This window comes from Micromonospora sp. CPCC 206060, from assembly GCF_036906895.1.
Classification (GTDB): domain Bacteria; phylum Actinomycetota; class Actinomycetes; order Mycobacteriales; family Micromonosporaceae; genus Micromonospora.
In genome coordinates this window covers 421,797-439,755 of record NZ_JBAKHU010000001.1, presented here as the reverse complement: position 1 = coordinate 439,755, position 17,959 = coordinate 421,797, and the positions used below count along the sequence as shown (strand labels likewise).

Here is a 17,959-nt window from a genome sequence, read left to right as displayed (position 1 = left end):
GCTGCCCGGTCCCCGGGGCGGCCCGTGGGGCGCCGGTTAGCCTGACCTGATGTCCGCACCGCTGTTCCTGGTCGACCCGCTGCCGACCGCCGACACCCTGACCCTCGACGGGCCGGAGGGCCACCACGCCGCCACCGTGCAGCGGCTCCGGGTCGGCGAGGAGCTGCTGCTCGCCGACGGCCGGGGTGGCACGGCGACCGCCGTGGTCACCGCCGTCGGCCGGGGCAGCCTGGAGTTGACCGTCACCTCCCGGGGGTACGCCGACGCGCCCGTACCGCGACTGGTGGTGGTCCAGGGGTTCGCCAAGGGCGACCGGGGCGAATTGGCCGTGCAGGCGATGACCGAGGTCGGGGTGGACGAGCTGGTCCCCTGGTCGGCGGCCCGTTCCGTGGTGCAGTGGCGGGGTGAGCGGGGTGCCCGCGCCCGGGAGAAGTGGGTGGCCACCGCCCGGGAGGCGGCGAAGCAGGCCCGCCGGCCGTGGCTGCCGGTGGTGGCCGGGTCGCCGGACGAGTCCACGTCGGCGGTGGCCCGCCGGATCGCCGGGGCCGCCGCCACCTTCGTCCTGCACGAGGAGGCCACCGACCGGCTGGCCACCGTCGACCTGCCGGAGACCGGGGAGATCGTGCTGGTCGTCGGCCCGGAGGGGGGCATCACCCCGGACGAGCTGACCACCTTCGGGGTGGCCGGTGGGCGGCCGGTCCGCCTCGGTCCGTCGGTGCTGCGTACCTCCACCGCCGGGGTGGCCGCGCTGGCCGTGCTCTCCGCCCGCCTTGGCCGCTGGTGACCTGTCAGGCAGCCGTTCAGCTACGCAGGTACGAGGCGCCGTTGAGGTCGACGATGGTGCCGGACGCCCACTCCGCCTCCGGCGAGGCCAGCCAGTGCACCGCAGCGGCGATCTCCGCCGGCCGGGCCACCCGGTTGAACGGGCTCTGCGCGCGGATCTCCGCGCCCCGTGGCGACTTGAGGTGTTCGTTGGTCATGTCGGTCTCCACGAAACCGGGGGCGACCGTGGCCACCGCGATGCCGTACGGCGCCAGCGCCACCGCGAGCGACTGACCCATCGCGTTCAGCCCCGCCTTGCTGGCCCCGTACGCCGGCTGGTCCGGCTCGCCCCGGAACGCGCCCCGGGAGGAGACGTTCACGATCCGCCCGCCCCGCTGGCGCATGTGCTGGGCGGCGCACCAGCAGGCGTTCGCCGCGCCGATCAGGTTGGTGTCCACGACGTGCCGCCACTGCTGCTGCCACTGCTCGTACGGGATGTCGAAGACCGGGTGCGGCCGGTTCGCCGATCCGTACACCCCGGCGTTGTTGACCAGCACGTCCAGTCCACCGAGCCGGTCGGCCGCCCCGTCGACCATGGCGCGTACCGCGTCCGGGTCGGTCAGGTCGGCGCGTACCACGAGGTGGCCCTCGCCCGGCAGCGAGTCGCGGAGCTGCTCGGCCAGGGGCGCGGAGTCGCGGTGGTGGATGGCCACCCGGTCCCCGCTCGCGGCGAACGCCGCCACCACCGCCCGCCCGATCCCACGTGAGGCGCCCGTCACCAGTACCGCTCGTCCCGTCACGTCGCCATCATGCCCTGCCGGTGGTCGGTTCCGGCCGGGGGAAGGCGGGCCGCTTAGCATTCCGGGGTGGAGACTGACTGCCTGTTCTGTCGCATCGTTGCCGGGGAGATCCCGGCCACCATCGTCCGGGAGACCGACCGGACCCTGGCGTTCCGGGACATCGGCCCGAAGGCGCCGGTACACGTCCTGGTGATCCCGAAGGAGCACTACGCGGACGTGACGGCGCTGGCCGGGGCCGACCCGGGCCTGGCCGGTGAGGTGCTGGCTACCGCCGCAGTGGTGGCCGAGGCCGAGGGGCTGGGCGCCGACGGGTTCCGGATGATCTTCAACACCGGCCGGTACGCCGGCCAGGAGGTCTTCCACGCGCACGTCCACCTGCTCGGCGGCGCGCCGCTCGGCCCGATGCTCGCCACCTGACGCAGGTTAGGAAGGGCCCCTTCTTATCGCTTTCGGTAGCGGAAGGGGCCCTTCCTAACATCCCTACAGTTAGCCCATGATCGAGGTGAACCGGCGGCTGGACCGCCTGACCCGGCAGGTACAGGCCGAGGGGCGCATCCCCGCCCTCTCCGTGGCGCTGCACCGCGCCGACCGTCCACTCTTCAGCCAGGTGGTCGGCACCACCGGCAACGACCAGTCACTGACCGTCGACACGCCGTTCCGGATCGGTTCGGTCACCAAGACGTTCACCGCGGTACTGGTGCTCCAGTGCCGCGACGACGGACTGCTCGACCTGGACGACCCGGTGGGGCGGCACCTGGACCTGCCGGCGCACGGTGAGCTGACCGTCCGGCGGCTGCTGTCGCACACCGCCGGCCTGCAACGCGAGCCGCACGGCGACGTCTGGGACACCCTGCGCGCGCCGGACACCGACGAGCTGGTCGCCGACCTGCGGCGGGTGGAGCGGGTACTGCCCCCGGCCCGCCGGTTCCACTACTCGAATCTGGGCCTGGCTCTGCTCGGTCACCTGGTCGGCCGGCTGCGCGGCGGTACCTGGGCCGAGGTGCTGACCGAGAAGGTGCTGGTACCGCTCGGCCTGTCCGCCACCACCGGGCACCCGGGCCCGACGGCCGCGACCGGTTTCCTGGTGGACGCGTACTCCGACCAGGTCCGGGCCGAGGCACCCACCGACTTCGGCGCGGTGGCGCCGGCCGCGCAGCTGTGGAGCAGCGCACCGGACATGGCCCGGTGGGCGGCGTTCCTGGCCGACCCCGCCGCCCTCGATCCCGAGGGCCGGGTGCTCGCCCCGACCACCCTGGACGAGATGCGCTGGCCGCTGACGGTCACCGACGAGACGGTCTGGGGCGCCGGTTCCGGGCTCGGACTGATCCTCGTTCCGCAGGGGGAGCGGGTGGTGCACGTCGGGCACGACGGGGCGATGCCCGGTTTCCTGGCCAGCGTGTACGGCCGGCGCGGCGGGTCCGGCACGCCGGCGGCGATGGGGTGCGCGGTACTCGGCTCGTCCGGTACGGCTGCCGAGGTCTTCGACCTGTCGCACCGGTTGCTCGCCGAGGCCGCCGAGCACGATCCGGCCGACGTCGTGCCCTGGACGCCGGGAGAGCCCGCTCCGGAGCCGTACCGGGGTCTGCTGGGCCGCTGGTGGGGCGAGGGTTTCGAGTACGTCTTCTGCTGGCGGGACGGGGCGCTGCGGGCCCGGGGTGCCCAGGACCCGGCCGGCAAGCCGCCGGCGGTCTTCGCGCCGCTGTCGGACCGGCCGGACGTGCTGCGTACGGTCTCCGGCCGGGAGGTCGGCGAGCTGCTCCGGCTCACCCGGGACGAGCGGGGGACCGTGGTCCGGATGCACTGGGCCACCTACCGGTTCACCCGCGAGCAGCAGACCTTCGAGGGGTACGACTTCCGCCGCCCCGACCCGGCCTGACCGGATCCGGACCCGGGTTGACGTGGACCGGGGCCGGCGGGTCGCCGGCCCCCGGTCGTGGGGGTGGAGTGCGGTGGTCAGCCGACCGGTACCGCAGCCGGGGCCGGGGCGGGCCAGCTGCCCTGGAAGACCGTGCTGGTGTTGGCGTCGGTCGTCCGGGCGGTGCCGGCGAACAACTGGTCGACCCGGTCGGCCTCGGACGCTGCCGGGTACGGGTTGGTGCAGCTCGTGCCGGCGCTGCCGCCGGACATCAGCAGCGAGCACTGGCCGTTGTAGTTGTCCGGCAGCCCGAGGATGTGTCCGATCTCGTGGGTCATGATCCGCAGCGGGCTGTACTGCTGGGCCTGGTAGGTGTCGATGTAGACCCGGCCGTAGCCCAGGCTGGTGCGCACGGCGTACGAGCCGCCGCCCCAGATCTGGTAGATCCGCAGGTGCGTACCGCAGTTCGACATGGTGATGTTGTCGGTGTAGTTGTTCCAGATGGAGGCCGCGCTGTGCGCGGTGCTGGCGAAGGAACCCGCCTGGCTGGTGTCGTAGCAGATGGTGCGGGCGGCGAGCGCCGGGGAGGCGCTGACGAACGGTGCACCGATCACAGCGACGGCACCGGCTACCAGCGTGGCCAGCAGGCGGTGGAGCCTACGTGCGGACATGGCTGACTCTCCAATCCGGGGGACGGCGGATGGCAAGAGTCTATGTATTCGCATACATCAATGGCAGATGTATTTCTGGTGGTTGATCTGATATGTCGGAACGTGATCAACCGGCCCGACCGAACAGCAGATCGACCACCTCGTCGGCGCAGCCCCAGCCGAGGGTCACCCCGGCGCCCCCGTGCCCGTAGTTGTGCACCAGGCGTGTCCCGCCGGGCAACCCGACCGGATCCACCTCGACCCGGGCCCCGCCGTGCCGCGCCGGACGCAGCCCGACGAGCTGCCCGAGCTGCCGGGCCCCGGCCAGTTCCGGCACCAGCGCGGTGCACCGCCGCAGGATCGCCGCGCCGGTCGCCTCGTCCGGGGCCAGCCCGGTGGCCCCTTCCTCGAACGTGCCACCGAGCACCACGTCCCGGCTGCGCGGGTGCACGTAGGTCAGCCCGGCCGGGTCCTCCTCATCGCGTACCGAGGTGAACAGACCCGGGTTGCTGACCAGCACGATCTGCCCGCGTGCCGGGTGTACGGCGGGATCGTCGGCGAGCGTACGGGCGGCCAGCCCGGTCGCGTTGACCACCACCGGCGCCAGGTCGGACACCTCGGCCAGCCGGTCCAGCCGGCGCCGTTCGAGCATCCCACCGGCGGCGGTGAGCTGCTTCACCAGCCAGGGCAGGTACCGCGGCATCTCCACCGAGGGTGCGGTGTACCGCTGCTCGGCCGCGTACGGCGCGGATCCGGCGCGCTGGGTGAAATCCGGCACCGCCGACGCCCACCACGGTCTGCTGTCCGGCAGGCTGCGCAGCAGCGCCCGGGTCGGCCGCAACACCACGCCCGGCACCCCGTCGGTGGCCTGCCGGGCCAGTTCGGCGTACGTCCGGTCGGCCCAGCCGAGCACCCGGGGGTCACCGGCGGTGTGGGTGGGGTACCAGACCGCCGCCGCGACCCGGGACACCGTCCGCTCCGGCTCGTCGGCGGTCACCACCGCCACCCGCGCGCCGGCCTGTTGCAGCCGCACCGCACTGGTCAGGCCGACCACGCCCGCCCCGACCACCACCACGTCATACATCTGCGTACCTCCGCTCGTCTCGTGCCGGTCCAGCGAAGCGCAGCCGACGTGGCGGCGTCCAAGACCAGCGTGGTCGCGAACGATAAGCGGAACTTATGCTCGGCGGCATGGACCTGCGCCGGCTCCGCTACTTCCTGGTTCTCGCCGAGGAGCTGCACTTCACCCGGGCCGCGACCCGGCTGCGGATCGCCCAGCCGGCGCTCAGCCAGCAGATCCGGGCCCTGGAACGGGAGATCGGCGCCGAGCTGGTGGCGCGGGGCGCCCGGGGCTGCACGCTCACCCCGGTCGGCCGGGTGGTGGCGGAGGAGGCCGCCGCCCTGCTCGGTCAGGCCGCCGCCGCCGAGGAACGCATCCGGGCGGTGGTCGGCGGGCAGGGCGGGCGGCTGCGCCTGGCGTACACCCGCTCGGCCCGGGGCGGTCGGGTGGACACCCTGATCGCCCGCTTCCGCGAGCGGCACCCGCAGGTCGAGGTGGTCGCCGAGACCGGCTGGACCGCGTTCAACGTGGCCGGGTTGCTGGCCGGCCGGCTGGACGCCGCGTTCGTCCGCCCGCCGCTGCCCGAGCCGGAGCTGGTCTGCCGCTTCGTCGACACCGAGGAACTGCTGCTCGTCGTACCCGCCGAGCATCCGCTGGCGGCCCGGCGCCGGATCCCCCGGGAGCTGGTCGTGGGCCTGCCGGCGGTGATGTGGCCGAGGGAGAACGGCCCCGGGATGTACGACCGGACCGTCGGCCAGGTCTGGCCGGACGGCGGGTTCAACCTGGTCCGGCACGAGCCCGACGACGAGCAGTTGCTGCGGGCCGTCGCCGAGGGCGGGGTGGTCGCCGCGGTACCCGCCGGCCGGGCCCGTGCCCTGCGCCTGCCCGGGGTACGGCTGCGCCGGTTCACCGTGCCCATCCCGACCGTCGACATCGCCCTGGCCTATCCCCGGCGCAGCCCGACCGGCCTGGTCCGGCACCTGGTGGCCCTGCTGGACGAGCCGGCGCTGCGGCCTGCGGCGGAGCCGGCGGCAGCGGACGGCGCCGGGGCGCGCGGTGGCGAAATGGGCCGGGTGTCCCCGCCGCGGAACCGATACGATAGGGGGAACATCCACACGTCGCGCCAGCCTGGCCGGTCACCCGACCGGTGATCGTGGTGGCGCGGCACCGAGATCGAGAGCAGGTGGCGCAGGGCCCACGGGCCCGATCTATGACCGGCACCCCACCTCCCGGCCAGACCCGGGTGCAGACCAGGATCACGGTTCCTGACTCGAAGATCATGGTTAACCTGCTCGGCGCGGGCGACGAGATCCTGCGGCTCATCGAGCGCTCGGTCACCAGCGACGTGCACGTGCGGGGTAACGAGATCACCATCTCCGGCGCCCCGGCGGACAACGCCCTCGCCGAGCGGCTCTTCACCGAGCTGCTGGAGCTGATCGAGAAGGGCGAGACCCTGACCACCGATGCCGTCCGGCGGACCGTCGGCATGCTGGAGCAGGGCGGCACCGAGCGGCCCGCCGAGGTCCTGACGCTCAACATCCTCTCCCGGCGCGGACGCACCATCCGTCCCAAGACGCTCGGGCAGAAGCGCTACGTCGACGCGATCGACGCCCACACCATCGTCTTCGGCATCGGCCCCGCCGGTACCGGCAAGACCTACCTCGCCATGGCGAAGGCCGTCCAGGCACTCCAGGCCAAGCAGGTCAACCGGATCATCCTGACCCGGCCGGCGGTCGAGGCGGGCGAGCGGCTCGGTTTCCTCCCCGGCACGCTCAACGAGAAGATCGACCCCTACCTGCGCCCGCTCTACGACGCGTTGCACGACATGCTCGACCCCGACTCGATCCCGAAGCTCATGGCGGCCGGGACCATCGAGGTGGCTCCGCTGGCGTACATGCGGGGCCGTACCCTGAACGACGCGTTCATCATCCTGGACGAGGCGCAGAACACCACGCCCGAGCAGATGAAGATGTTCCTCACCCGGTTGGGCTTCGGCTCCAAGATCGTGGTGACCGGTGACATCACCCAGGTCGACCTGCCCGGCGGGACGACCAGCGGCCTCCGGGTCGTACGGGACATCCTGCACAACGTGGAGGACGTGCACTTCGCCCAGCTCTCCAGCTCCGACGTGGTCCGTCACCGGCTGGTGGGGGAGATCGTCGACGCGTACGCCCGCTGGGACGCCGAGCGGGAGAGCCAGCAGGCGCAGAGTGTGCACGCCGTGCCGGGGCGTACCGCCCAGGGCGGGCGGGCCGGTCGACGCCGCTAGATCCGTCAGGGGAAGCAGTTGTCCATCGAGATCGCCAACGAGTCCGGCGTCGAGGTCGATACCGACGCCGTACTCGCCGTCGCCCGGCACGCCCTCGACGAGATGGGGGTCAACCCGCTCGCCGAGCTGTCCGTGCTGCTGGTCGACATCGACTACATGACCGAGCTCAACCATCGCTGGATGGGCGGCGACGGGCCGACCGACGTGCTCGCCTTCCCGATGGACGAGGGCAGCGTCGACCACGGCCCGGGGGAGTCCCCGTCCGGGGGTGAGCCGGCGCTGCTCGGCGACATCGTGCTCTGCCCCGAGGTGGCGGCCAAGCAGGCGGTCACCGCGGGGCACGCCCCCGCCGACGAGCTGCACCTGCTCACCGTGCACGGCGTGCTCCACCTGCTCGGGTACGACCACGCCGAGCCGGAGGAGGAGCGGGAGATGTTCTCGCTCCAGGACCGGCTGCTGGCCAGCTGGCGGGCGGCGCGGAACCGGTGATGACACCGGCCCACCTGGTGGGCGGGGCGGGCGCCGTGCCGGCCCCGTGGGCCGCCACGGCCCCGGCCAACCTGCCGGACCTGCAACTGCTGTTCTTCGCCGCCGGGCTGGTGGTGCTCGCCGGGGTGATCGCGATGACCGAGGCGGCGCTGGCCGCCGTCTCGCCGGCCCGGGCCGCCGAACTGGCCCGGGAGGGGGTCCGGGGGGCCCGTACCCTCCAGATCGTCGCGGCCGACGTGGTCCGGCACCTCAACCTGCTCCTGCTGCTCCGGCTGCTCGCCGAGCTGACCGCGACCACCCTGGTGGCGCTGGTCGCGGTCGACTCGTTCGGCGCTGGCTGGAGGGCGGCGCTGGTCACCGCCGGAGCGATGACCGTGGTCAGCTTCGTGGTGGTCGGGGTGGCCCCGCGTACCCTCGGCCGCCAGCACGCCTACGCGGTCGGTCGGGCGGTGGCCCCGCTGGTCCGCTGGTTGGGGCGGGTGCTCAACCCGCTCGCCTCGCTGCTGATCCTGATCGGTAACGCGGTCACCCCCGGTCGGGGCTTCCGGGAGGGGCCGTTCGCCACCCAGGTGGAGCTGCGCGAGCTGGTCGACCTGGCCGAGCAGCGGGGTGTGGTGGAGCACGGCGAACGTCAGATGATCCACTCGGTCTTCGCGCTCGGTGACACCATCGCCCGCGAGGTGATGGTGCCGCGTACCGAGATGGTGTGGATCGAGGCGCACAAGACGCTGGCCCAGGCCCGGGCACTCTTCCTGCGCTCCGGGTTCTCCCGCATCCCGGTGGTCGGGGAGAGCGTGGACGACGTGCTCGGGGTGGTCTACCTCAAGGACGTGATCCGGCGCGCCCAGGGCGGCGACGCGCGTACCGACGCCCTGCCGGTGGCCGAGCTGATGCGCGAGGCGACGTTCGTGCCGGAGTCCAAGCCCGTCGACGACCTGCTCTCGGAGATGCAGGCGGCCCGAACCCACCTGGTGATCGTCGTCGACGAGTACGGCGGGACCGGTGGCCTGGTCACCATCGAGGACATCCTGGAGGAGATCGTCGGTGAGATCACCGACGAGTACGACGTCGAACGGCCGCCCGTGGAGCGCCTCGACGACGGGGCGGTCCGGGTGACCGCCCGGCTACCGGTGGAGAACCTCGGCGAGCTGTTCGACGTCGAACTCCCCGCCGACGAGGTGGAGACCGTCGGCGGCCTGCTCGCCCAGGCGCTCGGTCGGGTGCCGATCCCCGGTGCCGAGGCCGAGGTGGGTGGGCTGCGGCTGATGGCCGAGGGCACCACCGGCCGACGGAACCGGATCGACACGGTGCTGGTACGCCGGGTCGAGCCGGAGCACGACCGGGACACGTCGGGTCGGGGTGACCCGGGCGACTCCCGCAGCAACCAGAACCGGACCGAGGAGAGGCAACCCGCAGATGCCTGAGTCAACCGCCCCCGTCGACGCGATCCAGCCCGTACCCGCCGAACTGAGCGTGGAGGACAACAAGCTGGTCATTCTGGCCCGGGGTGCCCGTGGCCGGGTGGGTGCGGTCGAGGGTGCCGCGGTCCGGGACCAGGATGGTCGGACGTACGCGGCGGCCAGCGTCTCGCTGCCGTCGCTGACCATCACCGCGCTCCAGCTCGCGGTGGCCTCGGCCGTCGCGGCCGGGGCAACCCGTCTGGAGGCGGCCGTGGTGGTGACCGAGGCGTCGACCCTGGACGGGGCGGGACACGCGGCGGTCCGCGACCTCACCGCCGACGCGCCGATCCACGTCGCCGCGCCGGACGGCACCGTCCTCGGCACGGTCACCCAGTGAGTGATCTTTCGGCTCGCCCCTACCGGGCGGGTTTCGCGTGCTTCGTCGGCCGGCCGAACGCCGGTAAGTCGACGTTGACCAACGCGATCGTCGGCCAGAAGATCGCCATCACCTCCAGCAAGCCGCAGACCACCCGGCACATCATCCGGGCGGTGCTGCACCGGCCCGACTCCCAGCTCGTCCTGGTGGACACCCCGGGTCTGCACCGCCCGCGTACGCTGCTCGGCGAGCGCCTCAACGACCTGGTCCGGACCACCTGGAGCGAGGTGGACGTGATCGGTCTCTGCATCCCGGCGGACGAGCCGATCGGGCGGGGCGACCGGTTCATCACCGGGGAACTGGCCGAGTTGAAGGCCACGGTGCTGGCCGTGGTGACCAAGACGGACCTGGTGGACCGCAAGCGGCTCGCCGAGCAGTTGCTCGCGGTCAGCGAGCTGGGCGACTTCGCCGAGGTCGTACCGGTCAGCGCGGTCTCCGGCCATCAGGTGGACACCCTGGTCGACGTGATGACCGGCTATCTGCCCCCGTCGCCGCAGCTCTATCCGGACGACATGCTCACCGACGACCCGGAGCAGGTGCTGGTCGCCGAGTTGATCCGGGAGGCCGCCCTGGAGGGGGTCCGCGACGAGCTGCCGCATTCGATCGCGGTGGTGGTCGAGGAGATGATAGCCGAGGGCAACCTCACCAAGATTTATGCCGACGTCTATGTCGAGCGGTCGAGCCAGAAGGCGATCGTGATCGGGGCGCGGGCCAGCCGGCTCAAGGATGTCGGCACCCGGGCCCGCCGGCAGATCGAGGAGCTGCTCGGCACCCGCGTCTACCTGGACCTTCACGTGCGGGTGGCCAAGGACTGGCAGCGGGATCCGAAGCAGCTACGCAAGCTCGGTTTCTAATCGACGAAAGTGTTACATCAGATCGATATGTGATTTTTCACTTTCGTACCGGGCTGCCAGGAAGCTTCAAGGTGGGTCGCGGAGGGTAGGGAACTGCAAAGGCCCTGCCCCCGGACATAGATACAGGCTTATGCGAAACCGCTACCTGGACCTTCTCCGCTTCCTTGCGATCATCCGAGTCGTCGTCTACCACGTGACCGGCGCCGCCGTGTTGACCCTCGTCTTCCCGGCGATGTCGGTGATGTTCGCCCTGGCCGGCTCCCTGATGGCGGCGTCGCTGGACCGCTCCGGTCCGTCGGCTGCCATCCGCCGACTGCGCCGCCTGCTGCCCTCGCTCTGGGTACTGGCGGCGGTCTTCGTACCGGCCATGGTGCTCACCGGCCTCGTGGTCGACTGGAAACTGCTGCTCTGGGCGTTCCCGATCAGTGACCCGCCGGCCAACGGCTGGGGTGCCATCGCGTTGAGCGTGATCTGGTACCTGCGGGACTACCTCTGGTTCGTGCTCGCCTCGCCGGTCGCCCTCTGGCTGTTCCGCCGCGCCCCGCTGGCCACCCTGCTCGCACCGTACCTGCTGCTGGTCGTGGTGGAGCTGCGCTTCGCGGCCACCGCCCCGGCGGTACTGCGGGACTTCGGCCTCTACTTCGGGGCCTGGCTGCTCGGCTTCGCCCACCACGACGGCATGCTTCGCCGACTCTCCTGGCGGGTACTGGTCCCGGTCACCGGCGTGCTGGCCGGAGCAGGCGGCTGGTGGATCCTCACCCACCCCGGGGCCCGGGGCTACGACCTGAACGACATCCGGCTCGGCAACGCCCTCTGGTCGGCGGCGTTCATCCTGCTGGTGCTCGGCATCGTGCCCGCCCAGGCCGCCTGGGTCGAGCGGAACGCGCTGTTCAGCCGGTTGGTGACGATCGGCAACCGCCGCGCGTTGACCATCTACCTCTGGCACATGCCGTTCGTGGTGGCGCTGACCCCGCTCTCCATCCGCCTCGGCTGGTCGCCGACCGATCCGGTGAGCCTCGGGGTCCGGGTGGTGGCGGTCTTCGCCCTGGTCGGGGTGGTGGTGCTGCTCGTCGGCTGGGTGGAGGACGTGGCCGCCCGCCGCCGCCCCGCACTGCTCCCCGGCGGACGGCGTACGGCCGGAGCCCCCGTGCCTCCGGCCGTACCCCGTCCCCGCCCGCCGGCCGCCGGTCCGGTACCGGTGGAGGTCACCACGGGTACCCCCGTTGCCGGACTGGCGGTCACCACCACCATGGCCCAACGGGTCAACACCGGCTGACGCGCGTCAGCGGGGCCGTACCGTCACGTCGCCGCTGTCCGCGCTCACGTCGAGCACCAGCTTCGCCGTCGGGTCGTCCGGAATGCTGACCGTGGCGTCGCCCGAACCGGTCCGGGTCCGTACCTGGTACGCGCCCGCCGGCACGGTCACCTCGACCGACCCGCTGCCGGCGTGCGCGCGTACCGAGCCCGGTGCGTCCAGGGTCAGCGTGACGTCCCCGGAACCGGTCTCCGCGTCGATCTCGCCCCCGCTCAGCCCCCGCCCGGAGACGCTCCCCGAACCGGTCCGCAGGCGTACCGCCCCGGTCGCGTCGGTCACCTCGATCTCACCCGAGCCGGTCTCCGCCCGCACCGTCGCGCTCGTACCCCGTACCCGGATGTCACCCGAACCGACCAGCAACTCCACCGCGCCGACCCGGGTGAGTTCGACGTCGCCGGAGCCGTTCTCGCCCGACACGGTGACCCCTTCCGGGGCGAGTACCTCGAACGACACCGAACAGTGCCGCCCACAGTCGGTGTCCAGGAAGAGTGCGGTCCCCTCCAGCCGGTACGCCGCCGTCGGCTGCTCGCCGCCCTGGTAGCGCACCACCCGCTTGATCATGGTGTCCGGGACGGCGGCGGTGCGGACGGTCACGTCCCCGGAACCGGGGAGGATGGTGATCTTGGTGACCTTGACCGCCTCCGTGTCGGAGAAGTCGAGTCGGCGGTGGGCGAGTTCGCCGCAACCGACCAGGGCGCCGAGCAACAGCGCGGCGGTGGCACCGGTCAGGAGCCGGGGGGTGTGCACAAGCATGGCCGGGACGTTACGGCCCGGCCGGCCGCCGGCACATCCGGGGAACACACCGATCCACCCCGAGTGCAACCCTGAGGGGACACCCCGGGGAGAATGGGCGGATGCCCGGGTACCGCCGCCAGCTCTACCGCGACGACGCGGTGGTGCTCCGCGTACAGAAACTCGGCGAGTCCGACCGGATCATCACCCTGCTGACCCGCCGGCACGGCCGGCTGCGGGCGGTGGCCCGGGGGGTGCGGCGCACCACCTCACGGTTCGGTGCCCGGCTGGAGCCCTTCGGGCATGTCGACCTGCAACTCGCCGGTGACCCGCAGGGCAACGTGGGCAGCGCCCTGCACTCGGTCAGCCAGGTCGAGGGGATCGACCTCTACGGTAAGCGGTTCCTCGGGGACTACCCCCGCTACACGGCCGCGAGCGCCATCGCGGAGACCGCCGAACGGCTCACCCCGGTCGAGCGGGAGCCCTCCCTACGCCTCTTCCAGCTCACCCTCGGTGCCCTGCGCGCCCTGGCCGACGGTACGCACGCCCCCACCCTGGTGCTCGACGCGTACCTGCTGCGCGGGATGGCCCTCGCCGGATGGGCCCCGGCGCTGACCGCCTGCGCCGTCTGCGGCACGCCGGGGGAGTACCGGGCGTTCTCGGTACCCGCCGGGGGCTGTGTCTGCCCGGACTGCCGGCCGCCCGGCGCGGCCCACCCGGCGCCGGCCACCATCGACCTGATGTCCGCGCTGACCTCCGGTGACTGGCGGGTCGCGGACGCCACCGAGTCGGGGGTACGCCGGGAGTGCAGCGGGCTGGTCGCGGCGCACCTGCAGTGGCATCTGGAGCGCGGGTTACGCTCGCTGCCGCTGGTGGACCGGGGCGGTCCGGCACCGGCGGAGCGGGAACGCGCGTGAGCTAGAGGGATGGCACAGTGATCCGATCGATGAGCCGGGACCGGCGACGTACGCCGACCCCACCGACCCCGCACCCCTCCGGGGCACGGCCGCCCGCCTTGCCGGCTGAGGCGCTGCCCAAGCACATCGCGGTGGTGATGGACGGCAACGGCCGGTGGGCCAAGGATCGCGGCCTGCCCCGGACCAAGGGGCACGAGGCCGGGGAGTTCTCCCTCTTCGACACCATCGAGGGTGCCATCGAGCTGGGCATCCCCTACCTGTCGGCGTACGCGTTCTCCACCGAGAACTGGCGGCGCTCGCCGGACGAGGTCCGCTTCCTGATGGGCTTCAACCGGGACGTGATCCGTCGTCGCCGGGACCAACTCGTCGACCTCGGGGTACGGGTGGTCTGGTCCGGTCGGGCCGGCCGGCTCTGGAAGAGCGTCATCTCCGAGTTGCAGACCGCCGAGGAGATGTCCAGGGACAACAGCACGTTGACCCTCCAGTTCTGCGTCAACTACGGCGGCCAGGCGGAGATCGCCGACGCCGCCGCCGCGATCGCCCGGGACGTCGCCGCCGGCCGGGTCGACCCGGCCAAGGTCAACGAGAAGATGATCGGCCGGTACCTCTACCACCCCGAGGTGCCGGACGTGGACCTCTTCCTGCGCCCCTCCGGCGAGCAGCGGATCTCCAACTTCCTGCTCTGGCAGTCCGCGTACGCGGAACTGGTGGTGCTGGACACCCTCTGGCCCGACTTCGACCGCCGGCACCTCTGGTACGCCTGCGAGCTGTACGCCCAGCGGGACCGGCGCTTCGGTGGTGCGCTGCCCAACCCGGTCGCGCCTGGTCGGGTGTGACCCCGGGTAGCTGAACCGCCCGTTCCGGCTTACCGCCCGGCCCCACTGGGTACCTGCTTACCCAGGAAGCGATCCGGGAGGTGGGACACATGATCCAGAAGCAGATTGGACGATGGGCCATCATGGCGGTGGCGGTGCCGCTCGCTGCGGCCGGTGCCCGCCGGCTGAGCCACACGTTGGAGGCACGGCGCGGGCCGTCCGGGGTGAGCCGGCTGCTCAGCCGGGGCGCGGACCTGATCCGCCCGCAGCGGGCCAAGCGCCGTCGCCGCCGGTTCTGGTAGTCGTCGATGACCGGCTCCGCAGGGCACTGCCCGGAGCCGGTACGACGGCAGTGCCGCGAGAGAGGCCGGGGAGTCCGGGTGGCCGGACACCCCGGCCTCTTCCGTCTCGCGCCGGGCCTCTTCCGTCTCGCGTCCGGGCTCAGTTCGCGTCGCGGATCGGCTCAGTTCGCGTCGCAGGTTGGCTCAGTTCGCGTTGCGGGTCGGGCGACTGCGGTAATTCCGTTGCGGCGTACCGGTGGCCGGTTAGAGTGACCGCATGCGTAACTGACGCCCACTTCTGACGAGCCGGCCCGCTGCCGTAGCGCGGGCCAGGGGCCTGTGTCAGGTCCAGTGCTCCGGGCGTCCGCATGTCCTGTCCGACGCCGGTAGCCGGTCGGTGGGACGCCACCCGGAGCACCTCACTTTCCCGCCTGAGCCGGACACGCCACTGTCCGCCGGGCGCCACGCGACGTGCCTGTCGCCGTCGTGGCGGTCCGCCGTGCCATCGTCCGATGCAGGGGTGGACTGCTGGTCAAGGAGGTACCGGATGCCTGCCAGCCGCAATCCCAGAAAGTCCCGCCAGACCCGTACCGGCCGTACCGGACCGGTCTCGACCTCCCCGGTGCCGGGTGCGGAACCCACCGGCCCGATCGGGGTGGCCTTCACCGGCCCGTCCGGACCGGCCCTCATCGGCCCGGACGGTGCCGCCTCCCGCAGCCGGACCGAGCTTTCCCTCGACCAGCCGTCTGTGGCACTCCCGTCGTTGGCGGTACCCGCCGATCCACTGCTGGCCGTACCCGCCGATCCGGTGCTGGACCAGGACACCCGGCCGGTGCCACCGAAGGCCGGACCGCTGGTGGACAACGGCCGGTCCGGCGGGACGGGGCGCGGGCAGCGTACGCCACAGGCCCGGCGGTACGCGTTCCGCCGGAGCTGACCGGTGTTTGGAAGGGGCCCCTGTACAACGGAATGCGATAACAGGGGGCCCTTCCAAACACCTGACGCCTAGCTCCAGAGGGGGCGGAAGGTGCCGAGGAGGACGCTGACCGTCAACGCGGCGCCGGCCAGCAGCGCGGCGCCGAGGACGAGTGCACCGTCCGCCCAGGTGAACGACTGCCGGCGGGCCACCGTACGGGGTGTACCGGCGTCGAAGCCGCGCGAGTCCATCGCCACCGCCAGCCGGGTGCCCTGCCGGATCGCGCCGACCAGCAGGGTGAACGCCGTCGAGGCGAACAGGCGTAGCCGGGCCACCGGGTTGCGTCCGGCGTCCAGGCCCCGGGCCCGCCGGGCCATGCTGATGATCTGCCACTCCTGGGCCAGCAGGGGTACCAGCCGGAACGCGGCCAGCGCGCCGATGGCGAACCGGGGCGGCGCCTTCGCGTTCTGGATCAGGGCGTCGGCGAGGTCGGTGGCGTCCGTGGTGGCGAAGACGATCACCCCCGGCAGGGCCACCGCGAGCATCCGCAGCACCAGACCGGTCGCGGTCAGCAGCACGCCGGAGGTCACCACCACCGGTCCGGCCTCGATCAGCGTCCGACCCTCCCGTTCGGCCGCGAAGAGCACCAGGGCGACCACGATCCCGACGGCGCCGAGCAGCAGCGGCCACGCCCGCCGGGCCAGGGTGGCGTACCGGAGCCCGAACAGTGGCAGCACGGCCAGTTCGACCGCGATCGCGATCGCCGGGGCCACCGGATCGATGGTGGCGACCAGCGCGAACGAGAAGACCAGCGAGGCGGCCAGCTTCGCCACCGGGTTGCGCCGGGCCAGCGGGGCGTCCGCCCGGGCCAGCGGTTCCACACTGATCATGACTGCTCCACCCCGGACCCGCCCGGTTGATCCGACCGGTCCGGTCGGCCCGGTTGAGCCCGCCCGCCCGGTTGATCCGGCTGGCCCGGTCGGGACAACGTCACCTGCCGGTCGGCGAGTGCGGCCACGAAATCCGCGTCGTGCGTCACGGCGAGGACGGCGTGCCCGTCGTCGCGCAGGCCCGCGAAGAGGTCGACCAGTTCCCGCCAGGTCCGCCGGTCCTGGCCGAAGGTCGGTTCGTCGCAGATGAGCAGCCGTGGGGCGGTGGCCAGGGCGGTCGCCACACTCAACCGCCGGGCCTCCCCGCCGGAGAGGGTGTACGGGTTCGCGCCCGCCAACCGGTCCAGCCGCAGCCGGGTCAGCAGATCGTCCACCACGGCCCGGATGCTGCTCTCGGGCTGCCCGGTCCGGCGTGGTCCGAGGGCCAGTTCGTCGAAGACGGTCCGGGCCACGAACTGGTGCTCCGGGTCCTGGAAGACCGAACCGATCCGGCGGGCCAGGGCGGGCGCCCGCCAGCGGTGCGGGGGCGTACGGGCGTCGGTGCCGGCCAGCGCCGGGGTGGCCACCACCCGACCGGCCCCCGGCCGGAGCAGTCCACCGAGGAGCAGGGCCAGGGTCGACTTGCCGGTACCGTTCGGACCGAGAACGGCGAGCGCCTCGCCGGCGCGTACCGTCAGATCGACGGTGGCCAGCCGGGGTGGCAGGCCGAGCCGGTCGGCGGTGATCAGCACCTCGCCGGCCGGCCGGGTCGCACGGCGGGGTGGGACGGTCCGACCCGGCACCCAGACCCCCTCGGCGGCGAGGGTGTCACCGTGCGCGGCGAAGACCTGCCCGGGCGGCCCGTCGGCCCGGACGCCGCCACCGGGTTGGAGCACGACCACCCGGTCGACCAGGGGAAGTGCCTCGGCCACCCGGTGCTCGACCAGGATGAGGGTGGTGTCCGGGGTCAGTGCGGCGGTGACCGCCTGCCGGACGAGTTCCGCGCCGGCCGGGTCGAGGTTCGCGGTGGGCTCGTCGAGCAGCAGCAGCCCGGGGCGCAGCGCGAGTACCCCGGCTAGGGCGAGCCGCTGCTGCTCCCCGCCGGAGAGAGCGGCGGTGGGCCGGTCCCGGGGGTAGGGAAAGCCCACCCGGGCCAGTGCCTCGTCCACCCGGGGCCAGATCTCGTCGGCTGGTACGCCCCGGTTCTCCAACCCGAAGGCGACGTCGTCGCCGCAGCGGGCCATCACCAGTTGGCTCTCCGGGTCCTGGAAGACGATGCCGACCCGGTCCCGGGCCTTGCGGGGCTCCAGGCCGTCGATCTCGACGCTGCCCTCCCGCTCGCCGGAGTCCTCGGGCAGCAGGCCGGCGACCGCGGCCAGCAGGGTGCTCTTGCCGGCGCCGGAGGGCCCGAGTAGCAGTACCCGCTCGCCGGCCTCGATGCGCAGGTCGACGCCGCGGACCGCCCAGGCGTGCCGCCCGGCGTGCCGCCCGGCGTGCCGCCACCCGAAGTCGCGCAGTTCGACCGTGCTCATGTCCCTC

The 17,959-nt window shown here is 72.7% G+C and carries 20 protein-coding genes; 14 read left to right on the top strand and 6 right to left on the bottom strand.

Annotated features, from left to right (window positions below):
• The first annotated feature begins 49 nt into the window (after window positions 1-49).
• Window positions 50-784: a 16S rRNA (uracil(1498)-N(3))-methyltransferase gene (locus V6U90_RS02000; protein ID WP_334430788.1), complete on the top strand. Its 735-nt coding sequence runs from the start codon at window positions 50-52 to the stop codon at window positions 782-784.
• 16 nt (window positions 785-800) lie between these two features.
• Here V6U90_RS02000 and V6U90_RS01995 read toward each other — a convergent pair whose 3' ends face one another.
• A complete protein-coding gene (locus V6U90_RS01995) occupies window positions 801-1,562 on the bottom strand; it encodes an SDR family NAD(P)-dependent oxidoreductase (RefSeq protein WP_334430787.1) in 762 nt (253 codons plus the stop codon).
• 66 nt (window positions 1,563-1,628) lie between these two features.
• Here V6U90_RS01995 and V6U90_RS01990 point away from each other — a divergent pair, with 66 nt between their 5' ends.
• Window positions 1,629-1,979, top strand: a complete 351-nt coding sequence (locus V6U90_RS01990) for a histidine triad nucleotide-binding protein (protein ID WP_334430786.1) — start codon at window positions 1,629-1,631, stop codon at window positions 1,977-1,979.
• Between the two features lie 76 nt (window positions 1,980-2,055).
• Window positions 2,056-3,438: a serine hydrolase domain-containing protein gene (locus V6U90_RS01985; RefSeq protein WP_334430785.1), complete on the top strand. Its 1,383-nt coding sequence runs from the start codon at window positions 2,056-2,058 to the stop codon at window positions 3,436-3,438.
• 77 nt (window positions 3,439-3,515) lie between these two features.
• Here the strand turns inward: V6U90_RS01985 and V6U90_RS01980 are convergent, their stop codons facing one another.
• On the bottom strand, window positions 3,516-4,088 hold the full coding sequence (locus V6U90_RS01980) for a snapalysin family zinc-dependent metalloprotease (RefSeq protein WP_334430784.1): 573 nt from the start codon (window positions 4,086-4,088) through the stop codon (window positions 3,516-3,518).
• A 106-nt stretch (window positions 4,089-4,194) separates the two neighbouring features.
• Window positions 4,195-5,151, bottom strand: a complete 957-nt coding sequence (locus tag V6U90_RS01975) for an FAD-dependent oxidoreductase (RefSeq protein WP_334430783.1) — start codon at window positions 5,149-5,151, stop codon at window positions 4,195-4,197.
• Between the two features lie 107 nt (window positions 5,152-5,258).
• On the opposite strand from V6U90_RS01975, the gene V6U90_RS01970 reads away from it, so the two are divergent.
• From V6U90_RS01970 to V6U90_RS01940, 7 genes are all read left to right on the top strand, one after another.
• Window positions 5,259-6,278, top strand: coding sequence for a LysR family transcriptional regulator (locus tag V6U90_RS01970; RefSeq protein WP_334430782.1), 1,020 nt, complete (start codon window positions 5,259-5,261; stop codon window positions 6,276-6,278).
• 59 nt (window positions 6,279-6,337) lie between these two features.
• The gene (locus V6U90_RS01965; protein WP_334430781.1) at window positions 6,338-7,396 is read left to right on the top strand and encodes a PhoH family protein; all 1,059 of its coding nucleotides are present in this window, start codon (window positions 6,338-6,340) and stop codon (window positions 7,394-7,396) included.
• A gap of 18 nt (window positions 7,397-7,414) precedes the next feature.
• Entirely contained in the window at window positions 7,415-7,885 is a 471-nt protein-coding gene (ybeY, locus tag V6U90_RS01960; protein ID WP_334430780.1) for an rRNA maturation RNase YbeY, read from the top strand.
• The gene (locus V6U90_RS01955; RefSeq protein ID WP_334430779.1) at window positions 7,885-9,309 is read left to right on the top strand and encodes a hemolysin family protein; all 1,425 of its coding nucleotides are present in this window, start codon (window positions 7,885-7,887) and stop codon (window positions 9,307-9,309) included. Before ybeY ends, V6U90_RS01955 begins: the two co-directional genes overlap by 1 nt.
• Window positions 9,302-9,682, top strand: coding sequence for a cytidine deaminase (locus tag V6U90_RS01950; RefSeq protein WP_334430778.1), 381 nt, complete (start codon window positions 9,302-9,304; stop codon window positions 9,680-9,682). The genes V6U90_RS01955 and V6U90_RS01950 overlap by 8 nt, the downstream gene beginning before the upstream one ends.
• Window positions 9,679-10,575, top strand: a complete 897-nt coding sequence (gene era / locus V6U90_RS01945) for a GTPase Era (RefSeq protein WP_334430777.1) — start codon at window positions 9,679-9,681, stop codon at window positions 10,573-10,575. The genes V6U90_RS01950 and era overlap by 4 nt, the downstream gene beginning before the upstream one ends.
• A gap of 130 nt (window positions 10,576-10,705) precedes the next feature.
• On the top strand, window positions 10,706-11,851 hold the full coding sequence (locus V6U90_RS01940; protein ID WP_334430776.1) for an acyltransferase family protein: 1,146 nt from the start codon (window positions 10,706-10,708) through the stop codon (window positions 11,849-11,851).
• Window positions 11,852-11,857: 6 nt separating this feature from the next.
• Here V6U90_RS01940 and V6U90_RS01935 read toward each other — a convergent pair whose 3' ends face one another.
• Window positions 11,858-12,643, bottom strand: coding sequence for a DUF4097 family beta strand repeat-containing protein (locus V6U90_RS01935; RefSeq protein ID WP_334430775.1), 786 nt, complete (start codon window positions 12,641-12,643; stop codon window positions 11,858-11,860).
• Between the two features lie 101 nt (window positions 12,644-12,744).
• On the opposite strand from V6U90_RS01935, the gene recO reads away from it, so the two are divergent.
• The 4 genes from recO (at window position 12,745) to V6U90_RS01915 (ending at window position 15,572) form a co-directional block, all read left to right on the top strand.
• Complete coding sequence (gene recO, locus V6U90_RS01930) at window positions 12,745-13,539, top strand: DNA repair protein RecO (protein ID WP_334430774.1); 795 nt, start codon at window positions 12,745-12,747, stop codon at window positions 13,537-13,539.
• A gap of 29 nt (window positions 13,540-13,568) precedes the next feature.
• A complete protein-coding gene (locus V6U90_RS01925) occupies window positions 13,569-14,375 on the top strand; it encodes an isoprenyl transferase (protein ID WP_334430869.1) in 807 nt (268 codons plus the stop codon).
• An 89-nt stretch (window positions 14,376-14,464) separates the two neighbouring features.
• Window positions 14,465-14,656 carry a hypothetical protein gene (locus V6U90_RS01920; RefSeq protein ID WP_334430773.1) on the top strand — a complete coding sequence of 64 codons (192 nt, stop codon included), beginning with the start codon at window positions 14,465-14,467 and terminating at the stop codon, window positions 14,654-14,656.
• Window positions 14,657-15,182: 526 nt separating this feature from the next.
• Window positions 15,183-15,572, top strand: coding sequence for a hypothetical protein (locus V6U90_RS01915; RefSeq protein ID WP_334430772.1), 390 nt, complete (start codon window positions 15,183-15,185; stop codon window positions 15,570-15,572).
• A 68-nt stretch (window positions 15,573-15,640) separates the two neighbouring features.
• On the opposite strand, the gene V6U90_RS01910 is transcribed toward V6U90_RS01915, so the two are convergent.
• Both V6U90_RS01910 and V6U90_RS01905 read right to left on the bottom strand, forming a co-directional pair.
• The gene (locus V6U90_RS01910; RefSeq protein ID WP_334430771.1) at window positions 15,641-16,441 is read right to left on the bottom strand and encodes an energy-coupling factor transporter transmembrane component T family protein; all 801 of its coding nucleotides are present in this window, start codon (window positions 16,439-16,441) and stop codon (window positions 15,641-15,643) included.
• Window positions 16,438-17,952 (bottom strand): ABC transporter ATP-binding protein, encoded by a 1,515-nt coding sequence (locus tag V6U90_RS01905; protein WP_334430770.1) that lies wholly within the window; start codon window positions 17,950-17,952, stop codon window positions 16,438-16,440. The genes V6U90_RS01910 and V6U90_RS01905 overlap by 4 nt, the downstream gene beginning before the upstream one ends.
• Between the last annotated feature and the right edge of the window lie 7 nt (window positions 17,953-17,959).

What these genes read in the sequence shown, in the direction of transcription:
- V6U90_RS01925 (WP_334430869.1), top strand. Translation starts at nt 13,569, where the DNA reads ATGAGCCGGGACCGGCGACGTACGCCGACCCCACCGACCCCGCACCCC.
- recO (WP_334430774.1), top strand. Translation starts at nt 12,745, where the DNA reads ATGCCCGGGTACCGCCGCCAGCTCTACCGCGACGACGCGGTGGTGCTC.
- V6U90_RS01975 (WP_334430783.1), bottom strand. Translation starts at nt 5,151, where the DNA reads ATGTATGACGTGGTGGTGGTCGGGGCGGGCGTGGTCGGCCTGACCAGT.
- V6U90_RS01920 (WP_334430773.1), top strand. Translation starts at nt 14,465, where the DNA reads ATGATCCAGAAGCAGATTGGACGATGGGCCATCATGGCGGTGGCGGTG.
- V6U90_RS01950 (WP_334430778.1), top strand. Translation starts at nt 9,302, where the DNA reads ATGCCTGAGTCAACCGCCCCCGTCGACGCGATCCAGCCCGTACCCGCC.
- V6U90_RS01965 (WP_334430781.1), top strand. Translation starts at nt 6,338, where the DNA reads ATGACCGGCACCCCACCTCCCGGCCAGACCCGGGTGCAGACCAGGATC.
- V6U90_RS01980 (WP_334430784.1), bottom strand. Translation starts at nt 4,088, where the DNA reads ATGTCCGCACGTAGGCTCCACCGCCTGCTGGCCACGCTGGTAGCCGGT.
- V6U90_RS01905 (WP_334430770.1), bottom strand. Translation starts at nt 17,952, where the DNA reads ATGAGCACGGTCGAACTGCGCGACTTCGGGTGGCGGCACGCCGGGCGG.
- V6U90_RS02000 (WP_334430788.1), top strand. Translation starts at nt 50, where the DNA reads ATGTCCGCACCGCTGTTCCTGGTCGACCCGCTGCCGACCGCCGACACC.
- V6U90_RS01935 (WP_334430775.1), bottom strand. Translation starts at nt 12,643, where the DNA reads ATGCTTGTGCACACCCCCCGGCTCCTGACCGGTGCCACCGCCGCGCTG.
- V6U90_RS01940 (WP_334430776.1), top strand. Translation starts at nt 10,706, where the DNA reads ATGCGAAACCGCTACCTGGACCTTCTCCGCTTCCTTGCGATCATCCGA.
- V6U90_RS01955 (WP_334430779.1), top strand. Translation starts at nt 7,885, where the DNA reads ATGACACCGGCCCACCTGGTGGGCGGGGCGGGCGCCGTGCCGGCCCCG.
- V6U90_RS01910 (WP_334430771.1), bottom strand. Translation starts at nt 16,441, where the DNA reads ATGATCAGTGTGGAACCGCTGGCCCGGGCGGACGCCCCGCTGGCCCGG.
- V6U90_RS01970 (WP_334430782.1), top strand. Translation starts at nt 5,259, where the DNA reads ATGGACCTGCGCCGGCTCCGCTACTTCCTGGTTCTCGCCGAGGAGCTG.
- V6U90_RS01915 (WP_334430772.1), top strand. Translation starts at nt 15,183, where the DNA reads ATGCCTGCCAGCCGCAATCCCAGAAAGTCCCGCCAGACCCGTACCGGC.
- V6U90_RS01985 (WP_334430785.1), top strand. Translation starts at nt 2,056, where the DNA reads ATGATCGAGGTGAACCGGCGGCTGGACCGCCTGACCCGGCAGGTACAG.